Genomic DNA, 14,966 nt, shown 5'->3' with positions numbered 1-14,966 from the left:
GGTTGCAGGGAGAGGGGGATCCTTTGTGGTAGAGCCGGAACTCATCAGAGCCGCTCAATCGGGCGATCGCGACGCTCTAATTACCCTATTGCGGAATATTGAACAGCATGTATACCGAACCGCATACTACATTCTAAATAATGAACAGGATGCGATGGATGCCGCACAGGAGGCATTAATCCGAATTTATACCAAAATTAACTCATACGAGGAAAAGGCACAATTCAAAACATGGGTACAACGCATCGTTACGAATATTTGCATCGACAAGTTCCGGAGGGCCAAGCCGTCGGTGTCCATCGAGGAACATGAGATGGTGTTCCAGGACAATCAGAACGTGGAATCGGAAGTCATGTCGACCTATGTGGCCAAGGATATTCAGGATGCGATCAACAAGCTTCCCGAGCATCATCGCACCGTGATCGTTCTAAGATATTTGCAGGACTTGTCATATAACGAAATTGCGGATTGCCTCGACCTTCCGCTCAATACGGTCAAATCCTATTTGTTCCGTGCAAGGCAGCAATTGCAGAATCTATTACAGGAGTATCAGAAGGGTGGTGTGACAGGATGAAATGCGATGAGGTGGTGGAATGGATGCACCGGTATCTGGATCATGATCTGGGAGAGGCGGAAACCGAGCAATTGCTGCAGCATGTAGCCACATGTCCGGATTGCGCCGAAAATTTTAGTTTGCTCAGAGCTCTATCCAGAGAACTGGAGGATTTGCCGCAAGTGACCCCGAAATTCAGCTTGGTGGATGCCATTATGCCACAGCTGGATGCCATTGATGAAGCAAGGAAAGAACAAAGCAGCACGATACAGGAAATGAGTCCTGTCCCTGCTGCAACCGAAAGTCTGCAACGGTCCGGCGAACGCAAGCCGAAGCAGCAATGGTTAAATACCATGGTAGGGCGCATGTCCGTGGGAGCCGCGGCGGCTGTTATCGTTTTGGGCTTTGCCATCTGGGGATATCAGCCTGAAAAGCTTGAAAATGCCGATGTAATGATGATGAGCAGCGGTGGATCAGCGGAAAGCCAGGCCTCGGATCCAAATGCGCTCAGCACCGACGTCAACGGTAATGATACGTCTGCAGCCAAGCGGCATGAAAGCGATGCTGTAAATTCCGGCGAGACACGGCTGGCCCCTGAAACGTCGGAAAACCCGGAAGCCCAGGACAGTGCCGGGGAGCAGGAGAAACTGCCTGTTTCGGAACCGGATTCGACCGAAGGACCAACGGAGTCGACATCTGAACCAACGACAAGCCAGGATCAAACTTCGAAGGATGCGCCGTCAAGCACGAACCAGGCTGATTCACCCCAAAGCTCGGTCGGCGAAGCCTCTCCCGGCGTAGAGCAGAAAACGGAAAGTTCCGATTCGGCTTTGCCGCCGGCGACTCCGGATGAAACGGAATCGGCTGCGAACAGTGTGGATCCCGAGAACTTTGCGACCGATAGCGAGACGCCTGAGATGAAAGAAGGAGACGTCCAAAAAGGGATCACGGCTCCCGAGGTTCAGGACGGAACCAAAGCGTCCGACGGAGCGATGGGACTGGTTGGACCGAATCAAGGGATTGCTTCCACATCTGTTCCCAAAGAATGGAGTTCCCCGGATGGAGCATACACGGTTATGCAGACTGACAATCAATTGAGCCTGTATGCCCGGTCGGCGGATGATCCGGCCGCATTGAACCTGGTGGAGCAACGGGAGTTGGAAGGCACGCTGACATCGGCGGGCTGGACGTCGGATGGAACAACATTTAATTACTCGACAGAACAGAACGGGACGACCGTCAAGAAATATTTCGCCGTATCCCCCGCATCGGGAGAAACTTCCGCGAAATGAATGGAAGGTGACAAGCCTTTTCTAGCAAAATGGCTGAACGTTTTGAGTCTGCCTGCAGTATACTGAAAGTAACATAACGTCCTAATTCAGTTGACATAACTGACGTCGTATGACCGCTTCGCTGACCGTTTCTAGGACGGTCGTCGTCAGCGTTTATATAGATGTAGGACCAGGGACCTTCATTCGCGCGCGGATGGAGGTCCCTTTGTTGTTCGGTCGATTTTCTGGTAGGATAAAGGGGATGATAAGGAGGCACCGTGAGAATGGATGTAAAGAGTGCGGCGAAAGCCATACGCAATGGGGATACCGCCCCTGTATACGTGCTGTATGGGTCGGAGAAATATCAAATACAGCAATTTGCGGATTTGCTAAAAGAAACGATCATTGAAGAAGAGCATCGCGATTTTGCGGTCGTTCCCTATGACCTTTCCGAAACGCCGATTGAAGTGGTGGTGGAAGAAGCGGAGACGGTACCTTTTCTCGTGCCTCGAAAATTGATTTTTGTACGGGATGCGCATTTGCTTGCGGCCGGCAAGGATTCCAAAATCGAACACCACGTCGATCGTTTGCTGGCATACATGGACAATCCTGCCGAATATAGCACCATCGTGTTTCTTGTTCAGGCAGACAAGTTGGATGAGCGGAAAAAGCTGGTGAAAGCGGCGAAAAAACAGGCGGTCGTGCTTGCTTTTGCCCCGCTTAGCGGAGATGAGCTGCTGAACTGGATTGTGAAGCTGGCCAAGCAGAACGAGGTAGCTTTCGAGCAGGGAGCGGCAGATACGCTTGTAAGTTATGCCGGCACAAGCCTGCAGACCTTATCCGCCGAAGTAGACAAGCTTTGTCTTTTTGCAGGCAAAGGCGGGACGATCACGCGCGCAGACATTGAACGTTTGGTGGCCCGCAGCACGGAACAAAACGTGTTTGCCTTGGTAGAGGAGCTTGCCAACCTGCGTTTGGAAAAGGCGCTGGCGCTATTCTACGAGCTGCTGAAGCAGCGGGAAGAGCCGATCAAAATCGCCGCGCTGATTGCCCGCCAATTTCGGATCATGATCCAAGTCAAGGAGCTTGGGCAGCAAAGCTACTCTCAACAGCAGATTGCGAGCCAGCTCGGCTTGCATCCATATGCTGTCAAAATTGCCGGGGAGCAGGCGCGGAAATTCCAGACCGAGCGTTTGCGGCTTATATTGAGCCACCTCGGGGAACTGGATTATCAGATGAAGACGGGCGCGATTGACAAAGTGCTGGGGCTTGAAATGTTTTTGCTGAGACTTGGGGCGTAGATGCGCCCCTTTTTTCGGTTGAATGCTAAAAAATCCTGAAAGCATAAGCTGTTCAGGATTTTCCAATGCATCGTATAAGTAACGCTTATTACGCTTGTGCGGAAAGAGCGTTCAGTTTTTTAGCCAAGCGGGACTTTTTGCGAGCAGCTGCATTTTTATGAATCAGACCTTTAGTTACAGCCTTATCCAGCTTTTTGGAAGCAGCTTGAATCGCAGCTTTTGCAGTTTCAACTTCTGTGCTTACCAGAGCAGCATCGGCAGCTTTAACAGCTGTACGGAGTGCGGACTTTTGGGAAGCGTTGAGTGCACGGCGCTTGTCGCTAGTTTTTACGCGTTTAACAGCGGATTTGATGTTTGGCATTACATTCACCTCCTGTAAGGCATATCGCATGAATACAAACGTTTCACAACTTAAAATATTCTAGCATGCTAACATGTAAATTGCAACAAATATTCCTTTTTCGTTCCGTGGCATTGCATAAAGCCCTTCTTTTTCCCACACAATATGTTCAAATGCGGTAAGGGAGGCAGGAATACATGACATTGGATTTGCGAAAGTACGCGGTTCGTACCGACCTTGCGATCGAATCGAGGGAGATGGTTCAACATGCCGAGCCAAACACGGGTATTCCCGGTTTGCAAGAAGACGTGGAGGAAAAGGACGGCATCACGATTACGCGGATCGATGTTCTGAACGAAGCGGCATCGCAGAAAATCGGGCGGGTCAAAGGGCATTACGTCACGCTTGAGGTACCGTCGCTGCGCAATGGCGACACCGAATTGCAGGAACGTGTGGCAGCGGCATTCACGCGTGAAATGGAGGATTTCTTGACCAAGGCCGGGATCAACAAAACGTCCAAGGTGTTGGTGGTAGGGCTCGGCAACCTGAACGTAACGCCCGATGCGCTCGGTCCGCTGGTGGTAGAGAACCTGATGGTGACCCGCCAATATTTCGAACTTATGCCGGATCAGGTTGCTCCCGGCTATCGCGAGGTTAGCGCAATCGCTCCCGGCGTGCTGGGCACAACAGGCATCGAGTCGAGCGACATCGTACAGGGTATCGTGGAACGCACAAAGCCGGATGCCATCATCGCGATCGATTCGCTCGCTTCCCGTTCCCTTGAACGCGTCAACACAACGATTCAAGTGGCGGATATCGGGATTCACCCCGGTTCGGGCATCGGCAACAAACGGCGCGGGTTGACGCGTGAAATTTTGGGCGTGCCGTGTATTGCAATCGGCGTTCCCACGGTTTGTTATGCCTCCACCATCGTGAACAACGCCATCGAGATGATGCGCTCCCATTTTCGCCAGGAAACGGAGCAGACGAAACAAATCATGGGAATGCTTGACGAAATCAGCGAGAATGATCGCCTTAGCTTGGTAAAAGAGGTGCTGGAGCCCCTGGGCCATGATTTGATCGTGACGCCGAAGGAAATCGATGAATTTATCGAGGACATCGCGAACATTGTCGCGACGGGCTTGAATGCTGCGCTTCATGAAGCGGTAAAGGCCGAAAATGTAGCAGCATATACACATTAAGCTTAATTGGTCATATCAAAAATATGGAATTTCGCAAAGAGAGCATCCGAATCTATCGGGTCTCTCTTTTTTGGCTTTTCTTTTTTTAGCTGCGTGGAGGTTTTGGTCCGTTCGGCTTATCTCACAGAAATTCTGGGGGAAATCTTCTTCTTTTTGTTCTAGCAAACCGGACAGGCTCATAGAGTTGAAATATAAGAGTTGTCCAGCAGGGAAGGAGACAGAAGCGATGAACAAAATCATATCGTGGAATATCGGAAAATGGAAAAAAAGATGCCTGCATGTGCTGGCCATGGGTCGGACATTGCTGCTGCTGATGATCATTTCGGCGTTATTCTTCGTCATTCTTGGACTTGGGGGCATGGCCGAAAAACGATTGAATAATTCTCCGGTGGCTTCGATGAAAGGGTTCGCAAGTGCCGTTTCCAGTCATTTTTTTCTTGATATGTTAGGCATGGAGATGCCCCATTTAAAGGGGGATGACCAGCAGTCCGCGTTTTCAGGCGAAAATTTGACGAACTTTGTGTTTCAAATGTTGACGAACGTAAATCCGCAGGACCCTAAAAGCTTGATCGCCAGGGAAATGCCTGGCATGGGCGCCAATCAGCCTGTACTGCTGAGGCACGGATCGGGAAACGAACGTGCGGAGGCGCCGGAGGATTATCAACCCGATCCGGGCGTTACCGATTCGGCTTCGGCAGATGGCGAGGAACCCGATGCCGGTTTGCACGAGCCGCCGGAACAGGACAATACTTCTCCTTCACAGGAAGATCCGGGCAAGGGGGAGGCTGGGAACGACCCGCCTGTCAGCGATGGAGGGAAACATGATGGAGGCAAACAGGGAGGCCAAGCATCGAAACCGGAGAAAAAATCCATTCTCGTTTATCACTCTCACCCTCGGGAGGGCTACAATCCGTTGCTTGGCACCAAAAGCGACAATCCTTCTTCGGCGAAGCCGACGGGAAATGTTTTTCAAGTGGGAACCTATTTGGCTGACAGTCTGGAGAAGCTGGGCGTCGGCGTGGAGCATGCTAAGGATGACTACCCTTCTGTCGTAAAGGACTACAACTGGAATTATTCTTATAAATATTCACGGCAGACCGTAAAAGCTGCGCTGGCCCAAAACGATGACTTGACATATCTGATCGACATCCACCGGGACTCGCAGCGCCACAGCAAAACGACGACGACGATTGATGGAGTCGGTTATGCCAAGGTGTATTTCATTATCGGGCACGAAAATCCAAATTGGCGCAAGAACGAAGCCTTTGCGGCCAGAATCCATAAAAAACTGGAGGCGAAGTATCCCGGCGTTTCCCGCGGCGTATGGGGCAAGGATGGCGGCGGTGCCAATAACGGCGAATACAACCAGACGCTGTCTCCCCACAGCATCCTGATCGAGATCGGCGGGATCGACAATACGGCCAAAGAACTGGAGAGCACGTCCAAGGTGCTCGCGGACATGATCGCCGAGGTCTATTGGGAAGACCAACAGGTGGATAAAGCGAGTGCCGGAACCAAATCTAAAGGAAGTTGATGACGCAAGTCTTTAAAATAAGGGGGCGTAGGGTGTGTCCAGATTCGGAAAAAGGTTGCTGTCCATCGTTGTGCTTATGCTGATCGGCATTCTTCTCGGCATGCAGTTAGCCGGGGGAGGGTTGCAGATCAATACGACTCCATCGCAGAACACATCAACGGTCGCCGGCACAGAGCCGGCGGTACCGGCGACTCGACTGGAGCCTGAACAGCCCGCCCAGCCCGAACAACAGGAGGTGAACGAGCGGCCGTTCGTGCCTGTCCAGACGCCAAGTCAGGTTCTGGGTGCAGAACAGGACAAAGCTACGGTGGACGTGCTCGCCGAGAAAACGGCGGGATTGCTGCAGAACTTGTCTCATAGCGGAATCAAGTGGGTCGTTTCCTTGTTCAGCGGTGTAGCCGAATAGAAACCCTTACCCTCATGGGACACTAGGAAGGAACCGGGGGAGCCTCCTAATCATCTCCTGAATGTCAAAGTTGAGGCAAAGCGGGATTGATGCTCCCTTCATCTACTGGTATAATGAAGCGATTGACACTAGGCTGTTTCTGGGGGTAAGGAATGACTGACATTCGGGAAAGACAACGTAAAATTCGCAACTTTTCAATTATTGCACATATAGATCACGGGAAATCGACATTGGCGGACCGGATCTTGGAGTACACGGGTGCTCTCACCTCGCGGGAAATGCAGGAGCAGGTGCTCGACCAGATGGATCTCGAACGTGAACGCGGAATTACGATTAAATTGCAGGCAGTCGCGCTGTCTTACAAGGCAGACGACGGCGAAGAATACCTGCTCAACTTGATCGATACACCGGGACACGTCGATTTCACGTATGAGGTTTCTCGAAGCCTTGCGGCATGCGAAGGCGCATTGCTCGTGGTGGACGCTGCTCAGGGGATTGAAGCGCAGACGCTGGCCAACGTGTACTTGGCCCTCGACAACAATCTGGAGATTTTGCCGGTGATCAACAAAATCGACCTTCCGAGCGCCGATCCCGACCGGGTGAAGCAGGAAGTCGAGGACGTGATCGGCCTTGATGCGAGCGAAGCCGTACTGGCCTCGGCCAAAGCGGGCATCGGCATCAAAGAGATTCTGGAACAGGTCGTGCAGAAGGTTCCCGCGCCGTCAGGCGATCCGGACGAGCCTTTGAAAGCATTGATTTTCGACTCTCACTATGATCCGTACAAAGGCGTTATCGTATATGTGCGCGTCATCGACGGCAAAATCAAATCCGGTTCCAAAATCAAAATGATGGCTACGGGCAAATCCTTTGAGGTCATCGAGGTTGGAGCCTTCAAACCACGCATGACGATCGTCGACGAGCTGAACGTGGGCGACGTTGGCTTCATCGTGGCAGGTATTCGCCATGTCGGCGATACACGCGTCGGTGACACGGTGACGGATGCCAAAAATCCTACGGCCGAACCGCTGCCGGGTTACCGCAAAATTAATCCGATGGTATACTGCGGTCTGTACCCGATCGAAACGTCGGATTACACCGATCTGCGCGAAGCGCTGGAAAAATTGCAGCTGAACGATGCTTCGCTCAGCTTCGAACCGGAAACTTCAAGCGCGCTTGGATTCGGGTTCCGTTGCGGATTCCTTGGATTGCTGCATATGGACGTTATTCAGGAGCGGATTGAACGGGAATTCAACATTCCTTTGATCACAACCGCGCCAAGCGTTATCTATCACGTGACACTAACGAATGGCGAAGTTCTCAAAATCGATAACCCGTCCAACTATCCAGAGGTGGGAAGAATCGATTATGTTGAGGAGCCTTACGTGAAAGCATCCATTATTGTGCCCAACGATTATGTAGGTACAATTATGGAACTGTGTCAAAACAAACGCGGCGAGTACATTAACATGGAATACCTTGACAGCAACCGCGTAACGATTACGTATGACATTCCGTTGTCCGAAATCGTATACGATTTCTTTGATCAATTGAAATCCAGCACCAAAGGATATGCATCCTTCGATTATGAGCTGTCCGGCTACCGCCAGTCCAACCTGGTCAAAATGGACATTCTGCTCAACGGAGAGCAAGTCGATGCATTGTCCTTCATCGTTCACCGCGATCGTGCATACAACCGCGGACGCATTATATGCGAGAAGCTGCGCGAGCTGATTCCGCGCCAGATGTTCGAGGTGCCGATCCAGGCATCGGTCGGAACGAAGGTCGTTGCCCGCGAAACGGTGAAGGCGATGCGCAAAAACGTGCTTGCCAAATGTTACGGCGGCGACATCTCGCGGAAACGGAAACTGCTTGAGAAGCAGAAGGAAGGTAAGAAGCGGATGAAGCAGGTGGGTAACGTGGAGGTGCCGCAGGAAGCGTTTATGGCGGTGCTGAAAATCGATGAGTAACACTCTAATTCGGGGTACAGCACGGGTGTGCGTATCCGAGTTAGAGTAACACTTTAATTCGGGGTACAACCCTGATGGCGTATCCGAATTAGATTAGTAACAATTCAATTTTGGGTACAACACGGCTGTGTGTATCCAAATTGAATTAAAGAATTCAGGGTACAACACGGCTGTGTGTATCCGTACGACCAACATTCAGTATGAATATGACTGAGCTGAAGGGGAAGCCGAAAGGCTTTCCTTTTTCAAATAGAGGAGGACTCGCCATGACCTTGGCAGCACATACACGGAACGCAGGCGCGCCTCAAGCGGTATACCTGCATATTCCGTTTTGCACCAACAAATGTTTTTACTGTGATTTCAATTCCTACGTCCTGAAGGACCAGCCCGTCATGGATTATTTGCATGCACTCGAGCGGGAGATGGAATATACTGTCAAAGCCACGCCGCCCGGAGAGATCAAAACGATCTTTGTAGGCGGGGGGACGCCAACCGTGCTCAAGCCGGACGAAATGGCCTTTTTCCTGAAGTCTGTCAAAACGTATTTCCCGAATTGGGCGGAGGACATCGAATTTTCCATGGAGGCCAACCCGGGAACAACGGATGCCGAGAAGCTGGCCGTGATGAAAGAAGGCGGCGTGAATCGCGTCAGCTTTGGCGTTCAAGCGTTCCAGAACGATTTGTTGACAGGCATCGGCCGGATTCACAACACGGATGACGTGTACCGCAGTCTCGAAAACGCGCGCGCCGCAGGGCTGCACAATCTGTCCATCGACCTGATGTTCGGTCTCCCGAACCAGACGGTGGAAATGCTGAACGAGAGCATTGACCGGGCGCTGGAACTCCATTTGCCGCACTACTCGATCTACAGCCTGAAAGTGGAAGAGAATACGTTGTTCCACACGCTGTATCAAAAAAACCAGCTGCCGCTGCCGCATGAAGATGATGAATTGCAAATGTATCTGTTGTTGATGAAACGGATGAAGGAAGCCGGCTACGTGCAATACGAAATCAGCAACTTTGCGAAACCCGGCTTCGAAAGCCGGCATAACAAAACATACTGGCGCAACGAAGATTATTATGGCCTCGGAGCGGGGGCGCATGGTTACGTTGGCCGTCAGCGTCATATGAATATCAAAGGCATCAACCCGTATGTGGAGGCTGCCAAAACAGGCTTGCCCCGTCTGGATCATGCAGAGATCAGCCGCGAGGAAGCGATGGAGGATTTCCTGATGGTGGGGCTGAGAATGCTGGAAGGGGCGTCTGCATCACGTTTTCAAGAGCAATTCGGCATACCAATGGAAGAAGTGTTTGCCAAACAGTTAACCAAATTGCTGAATGCCGGGCTGCTTGAACGGACGGAAGACGGCTTCCGTCTGAGCGAGCAGGGAATTTTGTTCGGCAACGATGTTTTTGCCGAATTTATAGGCTCGATTTCTCTGAATTCGTAGTTGAAATTGTATACGCTCTGTTGTATATTTATTCATATTGATTTTACAGGGCGTGTAATTTTCGTCATTGACAACTACGGAGTTAGCTTTCATTCGGAAGGCTGCAATAGGAGGAGAGAGCAGGATGTCGGCAGTGTGCAGAAAGGCCGTACCGGAAGACGTTGAGCCATTATATCAAATGATAAAGGGATATGCCGAGCGCGGCATTATGCTGCCGCGCTCGCGCGAAGTGCTGCATAGACAACTGGAACATTTCGTCGTTGCCGAAGTGCATGGCGAGGTTGTTGGTTGTGGTTCCCTTTGCAAATTGGGCGAAGATTTGGTAGAGGTCAGGTCGCTTGGTATATCCGAAGGCCATAAAGGGATGGGGATCGGTTCCCTGCTGCTGGACAGACTGGTCGAAGAGGCTCGCAGACAACGCATTCCGAAAGTCATGGCATTGACGTACGAAGTGTCGTTTTTCGAGAAGAATGGGTTTGTTATCGTGGATAAAGAGATTTTTCCCGAAAAGGTGTGGACGGACTGCATTCATTGCAGCAAACAGGACTGCTGCGACGAGATTGCGGTAGTGAAAGAACTGGATTTCATGTCCGCATAAATAGAAAGATTATGTTTTTTAAGAACATTGCCTTAAACAACAATGAAAAGAACCGCATGGCGGGAAACGGTGCATTCCGGATCTGTGCGGTTCTTTTTGTTGCAACGTCTTGCGGCGCTGCGTCGGTGATGATCGTAAATCATTAATGTGCGCAGCTTTCAGCTCTCGGCAAACGCTTATTGCCAAGGGAGACTTTATTAAGGGAATAGGACCTGGTGCAGTGAGTTTCTATGTATGGGGGGCGGGGCTTTCTTAGCACTGAGCGAATGGAACTGGATGAAGAGCTTGTATTAAGGAATGATGGCAGCACGCCTGTATAAACATGCATAAGAAATAAATGAGGCCATTTTTCATGAATTTCCGACGAGGATATGCCGATATTAAGGATGAACGCATTATTTCGAAATCCTTTGCAGCCGTCAGAGTTTGAAATGCATATCTTGTAGAGATCATGTTCGAGATGGTTATCTTTCGGCAATAATCGTCTACACTATATATAAGGGATGGACATATAAACCGACTTGACAATGCTAACGCCTGTTTGGTATTTTTGTAGTACCGCTTAGCACTCGTCTAACCGGAGTGCTAACGACATGGGACAGTACAGTCAGAAGGAGGGAATACTCACCATGTTAACCGAGCGTCAACGAATGATACTGAACGCCATAGTGGATGATTATATCCGCTCTGCTGAACCCGTAGGGTCCCGCAGCATTTCCAAAAGAGGCGACGTCGGATATAGTCCGGCGACCATCCGCAATGAGATGGCAGACCTTGAAGAAATGGGATTTTTGGAGCAGCCGCATACATCGGCAGGCCGCATTCCTTCACATAAAGGCTATCGATATTACGTCGATCATCTTGTGCCATGGAATCAGGTGAATCCGGGGGAACTGGATGATCTCAAATCGTTTTTCGCGGAAAAGCTGAACGCCATGGAACAGGTCATCCAGCATGCTTCGGTCATTTTGTCTCACATGACGAATTATACGTCGATCATGCTCGGTCCCGAGGTGTTCCATACTTCGCTGCGCCATTTTCAGCTGCTGCCGCTGACTGACAGCACGGCCGTAGCCATTATCGTGACAAACACCGGACAGGTAGAGAACAAAACCGTTCAGATCCCGCCTGAAATTTCGGTGTCCGAAATGGAGAAAGTGGTGAATCTGCTCAACAGCAAGCTGGTCGGCGTACCGATCTACAAGTTGAAATCCCGACTGTATTCGGAGCTGGGGCAGGAATTGGAACGGCACATTTCAAGATACGAAGAAGTGATGCAGGTACTGAACAGTGCGTTCGACAACGAACATGACAATCGGTTGTTCCTTAGCGGAGCGACCAATATGCTGACTCAGCCTGAGTTCAAGGATGTCGAGAAAGTGAAGGATATTCTTGATCTGCTTGATGAAACGCCGACACTCATGAAGTTGATGATGCCAGTGCCGGGCGGATCGGGAATTCAGGTCCGGATCGGCACCGAAAACGATCATGAGGCATTCGCGAATTGCAGTTTGATTACGGCAAGTTATTCCTTGGACGGAGAAGCATTGGGTTCCATAGGCATATTAGGGCCGACGCGAATGGATTATGCACGCGTCATTCATATATTGCATGCATTATCTACGGATTTGACGGCTATGCTGACGCATCGGTTTAAATAAGGCTGATGCGGCAGCGATGGCTGCGTTCATTATTTTAAGGAGGTGAACATCTTGAAAGAGGAACAATCATTCGCAGCAGAAGAGCAGCAGGAACAAACAGCAACGGTTGAAGAAGAGCAGGAGCTCGTCAATGAAGCAGGCGCTGCTGAAGCGCAGGCAGACGAGATGGCAGAACAGGAGCAAGGTGAGCTTGCCCGTTTGAAAGCGGAAGCCGAAGAAAGCCAGACACGCTTGCTGCGTGCACAGGCTGATTTTGACAACTTCCGTCGCCGTACGCAAAAGGAGAAAGAGGAGCTGGGCAAATACGCTTCGATGAAGCTGGTTACGGAACTGATACCGGTTATCGATAACTTCGAGCGTGCCATGGCGACCGTGCCTGAAGGCCCGGAAACCGAATCTTTTGCCAAAGGCATTCAAATGATCTTCCGCCAGCTCGAAACCGTTCTGGGCAATGAAGGTCTGACTGCGATGGAAACGGTTGGACAACCGTTCAATCCCGAATTCCACCAAGCGATCATGCAGGTGGAGAGCGACGAGCACGAAGAAGGAATCGTTGTCGAGGAAGTCCAAAAAGGGTACATGTTGAAAGATAAGGTTCTTCGTCCGGCCATGGTCAAAGTCAGCTCATAATTCCGGAAGGAACCGAGCAGGCTGATGAAAGAGCAGGTACTCTGGCGAAGCTTCATATAGAATGACATAATACACATAGAGCAGCGGCACGAACCGGATTGTGCCATACAAATGGCAAGTCCATAACCAATGTTGAGGGAGGAAATTTTCCGATGAGCAAAGTAATCGGTATCGACTTAGGAACAACCAACTCTTGCGTAGCGGTAATGGAAGGCGGCGAAGCCGTCGTTATCCCTAACCCGGAAGGCGCGCGCACGACACCATCCGTTGTCGGCTTCAAAAAAGACGGGGAGCGCGTTGTCGGTGAAACGGCAAAACGCCAAGCGATCACCAACCCGGACCGCACGATCATTTCCATTAAACGTCATATGGGTACTTCCCACAAGGAAAACATTGACGGCAAAGACTACTCGCCGCAAGAAATTTCGGCAATCATCCTGCAAAAGCTGAAAGCTGATGCAGAAGCATATCTCGGCCAAAGCGTATCCCAAGCGGTAATTACCGTACCGGCTTACTTCAACGACAGCCAACGTCAAGCAACCAAAGACGCAGGTAAAATCGCCGGCCTTGAAGTGCTGCGGATCGTCAACGAGCCGACGGCTGCTGCATTGGCATACGGCTTGGAAAAAGCCGAAGATCAAACGATCCTCGTTTATGACCTTGGCGGCGGTACATTCGACGTATCCATCCTTGAACTGGGCGACGGATTCTTCGAAGTTAAAGCGACGAGCGGCGACAACCAACTGGGTGGCGACGACTTCGACCAAGTGATCATCGACTATCTCGTGAGCGAGTTCAAAAAAGATCAAGGTATTGACCTGAGCAAAGATAAAGCAGCCGTGCAACGTCTGAAAGACGCTGCGGAGAAAGCGAAAAAAGAGCTTTCCGGCGTATTGACTACAACCATTTCCCTGCCATTCATCACTGTTGCTGACGGCGTTCCTCAGCACTTGGAGCTCAACCTGTCCCGCGCGAAATTCGAAGAATTGTCCGCAGGTTTGGTAGAGCGCACGCTTGGACCAACTCGCCAAGCATTGAGCGATGCAGGCATGACAGCTAACGATATCGACAAAATCGTACTCGTTGGTGGTTCCACGCGTATTCCTGCCGTTCAGGAAGCGATCAAAAAGCTGACAGGCAAAGAGCCGCACAAAGGCGTTAACCCGGATGAGGTTGTAGCGCTGGGTGCTGCCGTTCAAGCCGGCGTATTGACTGGCGACGTAAAAGACGTGGTATTGCTTGACGTGACTCCACTGTCCCTCGGTATCGAGACCGCAGGCGGCGTATTCACAAAAATGATCGAGCGCAACACAACGATCCCTACAAGCAAATCCCAAGTGTTCTCCACATATGCAGACAATCAGCCTAGCGTTGAGATTCACGTCCTGCAAGGTGAGCGCGAAATGGCTGCAGGCAACAAAACGCTGGGACGTTTCATGCTCGGAGACATTCCTCCAGCACCGCGCGGCGTACCGCAAATCGAAGTTACTTTTGACATCGATGCGAACGGGATCGTCAACGTGTCTGCAACAGACAAAGGAACGAACAAAACGCAAAAAATCACCATCACTTCTTCCAGCGGCCTGAGCGATGCCGAAGTGGAACAAATGATGAAGGATGCCGAGCTGCATGCCGAAGAGGACAGAAAACGCAAAGAGCTGGTTGAGGCGAAAAACAACGCGGATCAGCTGATCTACTCTGTGGACAAAACGATCAAAGATCTCGGCGAAAAAGCAGATGCAGGCGAAGTCGAAAAAGCAAATGCCGCGAAAGAAAAACTGCAGGGCGTGCTTGCTTCCGACAACCTGGAAGATATCAAAGCGGCTACCGAGGAATTGACCCAAATCGTGCAGCAACTGTCCGTAAAACTGTATGAGCAGGCGCAAGCTCAAGCTCAGGCAGAGCAAGGCGGCGCGGAGCAAGCGGGTTCCGCTAAACGCGACAACGTCGTGGATGCCGATTACGAAGTTGTGGACGAAGACAAAAAATAACACCAATTCACGAATAAGGATTGGACATTGAAACATCGGTGACGTTCGGATCAAAGGGAAA

13 protein-coding genes are annotated in these 14,966 nt (G+C 50.9%); 12 read left to right on the top strand and 1 reads right to left on the bottom strand.

The annotated features are described in order from the left end of the window. The first annotated feature begins 25 nt into the window (after positions 1-25). From SNR34_RS22445 to holA, 3 genes are all read left to right on the top strand, one after another. Positions 26-574, top strand: a complete 549-nt coding sequence (locus SNR34_RS22445) for an RNA polymerase sigma factor (protein WP_236421296.1) — start codon at positions 26-28, stop codon at positions 572-574. Further along, positions 571-1,845 carry an anti-sigma factor family protein gene (locus tag SNR34_RS22440; RefSeq protein ID WP_486180193.1) on the top strand — a complete coding sequence of 425 codons (1,275 nt, stop codon included), beginning with the start codon at positions 571-573 and terminating at the stop codon, positions 1,843-1,845. Before SNR34_RS22445 ends, SNR34_RS22440 begins: the two co-directional genes overlap by 4 nt. A 263-nt stretch (positions 1,846-2,108) precedes the next feature. Beyond that, on the top strand, positions 2,109-3,125 hold the full coding sequence (gene holA, locus SNR34_RS22435) for a DNA polymerase III subunit delta (RefSeq protein WP_339273877.1): 1,017 nt from the start codon (positions 2,109-2,111) through the stop codon (positions 3,123-3,125). 88 nt (positions 3,126-3,213) lie between these two features. Here holA and rpsT read toward each other — a convergent pair whose 3' ends face one another. Continuing rightward, positions 3,214-3,486 (bottom strand): 30S ribosomal protein S20, encoded by a 273-nt coding sequence (rpsT, locus tag SNR34_RS22430; RefSeq protein WP_236416732.1) that lies wholly within the window; start codon positions 3,484-3,486, stop codon positions 3,214-3,216. 176 nt (positions 3,487-3,662) lie between these two features. Between rpsT and gpr the strand changes: the two genes are divergently transcribed. The 9 genes from gpr (at position 3,663) to dnaK (ending at position 14,905) form a co-directional block, all read left to right on the top strand. After that, positions 3,663-4,667 carry a GPR endopeptidase gene (gene gpr / locus SNR34_RS22425; protein WP_236416731.1) on the top strand — a complete coding sequence of 335 codons (1,005 nt, stop codon included), beginning with the start codon at positions 3,663-3,665 and terminating at the stop codon, positions 4,665-4,667. A 226-nt stretch (positions 4,668-4,893) separates the two neighbouring features. Next, positions 4,894-6,201, top strand: coding sequence for a stage II sporulation protein P (locus tag SNR34_RS22420; RefSeq protein ID WP_236416730.1), 1,308 nt, complete (start codon positions 4,894-4,896; stop codon positions 6,199-6,201). A gap of 34 nt (positions 6,202-6,235) precedes the next feature. Next, positions 6,236-6,607: a hypothetical protein gene (locus tag SNR34_RS22415; RefSeq protein ID WP_486180192.1), complete on the top strand. Its 372-nt coding sequence runs from the start codon at positions 6,236-6,238 to the stop codon at positions 6,605-6,607. Between the two features lie 152 nt (positions 6,608-6,759). After that, the gene (gene lepA / locus SNR34_RS22410; RefSeq protein WP_236416727.1) at positions 6,760-8,574 is read left to right on the top strand and encodes a translation elongation factor 4; all 1,815 of its coding nucleotides are present in this window, start codon (positions 6,760-6,762) and stop codon (positions 8,572-8,574) included. 266 nt (positions 8,575-8,840) lie between these two features. Then, on the top strand, positions 8,841-10,025 hold the full coding sequence (gene hemW / locus SNR34_RS22405) for a radical SAM family heme chaperone HemW (RefSeq protein WP_236416726.1): 1,185 nt from the start codon (positions 8,841-8,843) through the stop codon (positions 10,023-10,025). 124 nt (positions 10,026-10,149) lie between these two features. Beyond that, the gene (locus SNR34_RS22400; protein WP_236416724.1) at positions 10,150-10,623 is read left to right on the top strand and encodes an N-acetyltransferase; all 474 of its coding nucleotides are present in this window, start codon (positions 10,150-10,152) and stop codon (positions 10,621-10,623) included. A 629-nt stretch (positions 10,624-11,252) separates the two neighbouring features. Then, complete coding sequence (gene hrcA / locus SNR34_RS22395; protein WP_236416722.1) at positions 11,253-12,284, top strand: heat-inducible transcriptional repressor HrcA; 1,032 nt, start codon at positions 11,253-11,255, stop codon at positions 12,282-12,284. A 51-nt stretch (positions 12,285-12,335) separates the two neighbouring features. Next, positions 12,336-12,914, top strand: coding sequence for a nucleotide exchange factor GrpE (gene grpE, locus SNR34_RS22390; RefSeq protein ID WP_236416720.1), 579 nt, complete (start codon positions 12,336-12,338; stop codon positions 12,912-12,914). 152 nt (positions 12,915-13,066) lie between these two features. Continuing rightward, complete coding sequence (gene dnaK / locus SNR34_RS22385) at positions 13,067-14,905, top strand: molecular chaperone DnaK (RefSeq protein ID WP_486180191.1); 1,839 nt, start codon at positions 13,067-13,069, stop codon at positions 14,903-14,905. Positions 14,906-14,966: the final 61 nt, after the last annotated feature.

Source organism: Paenibacillus sp. XP01, assembly GCF_057364885.1.
This window is presented reverse-complemented; position numbering and strand designations above follow the sequence as displayed.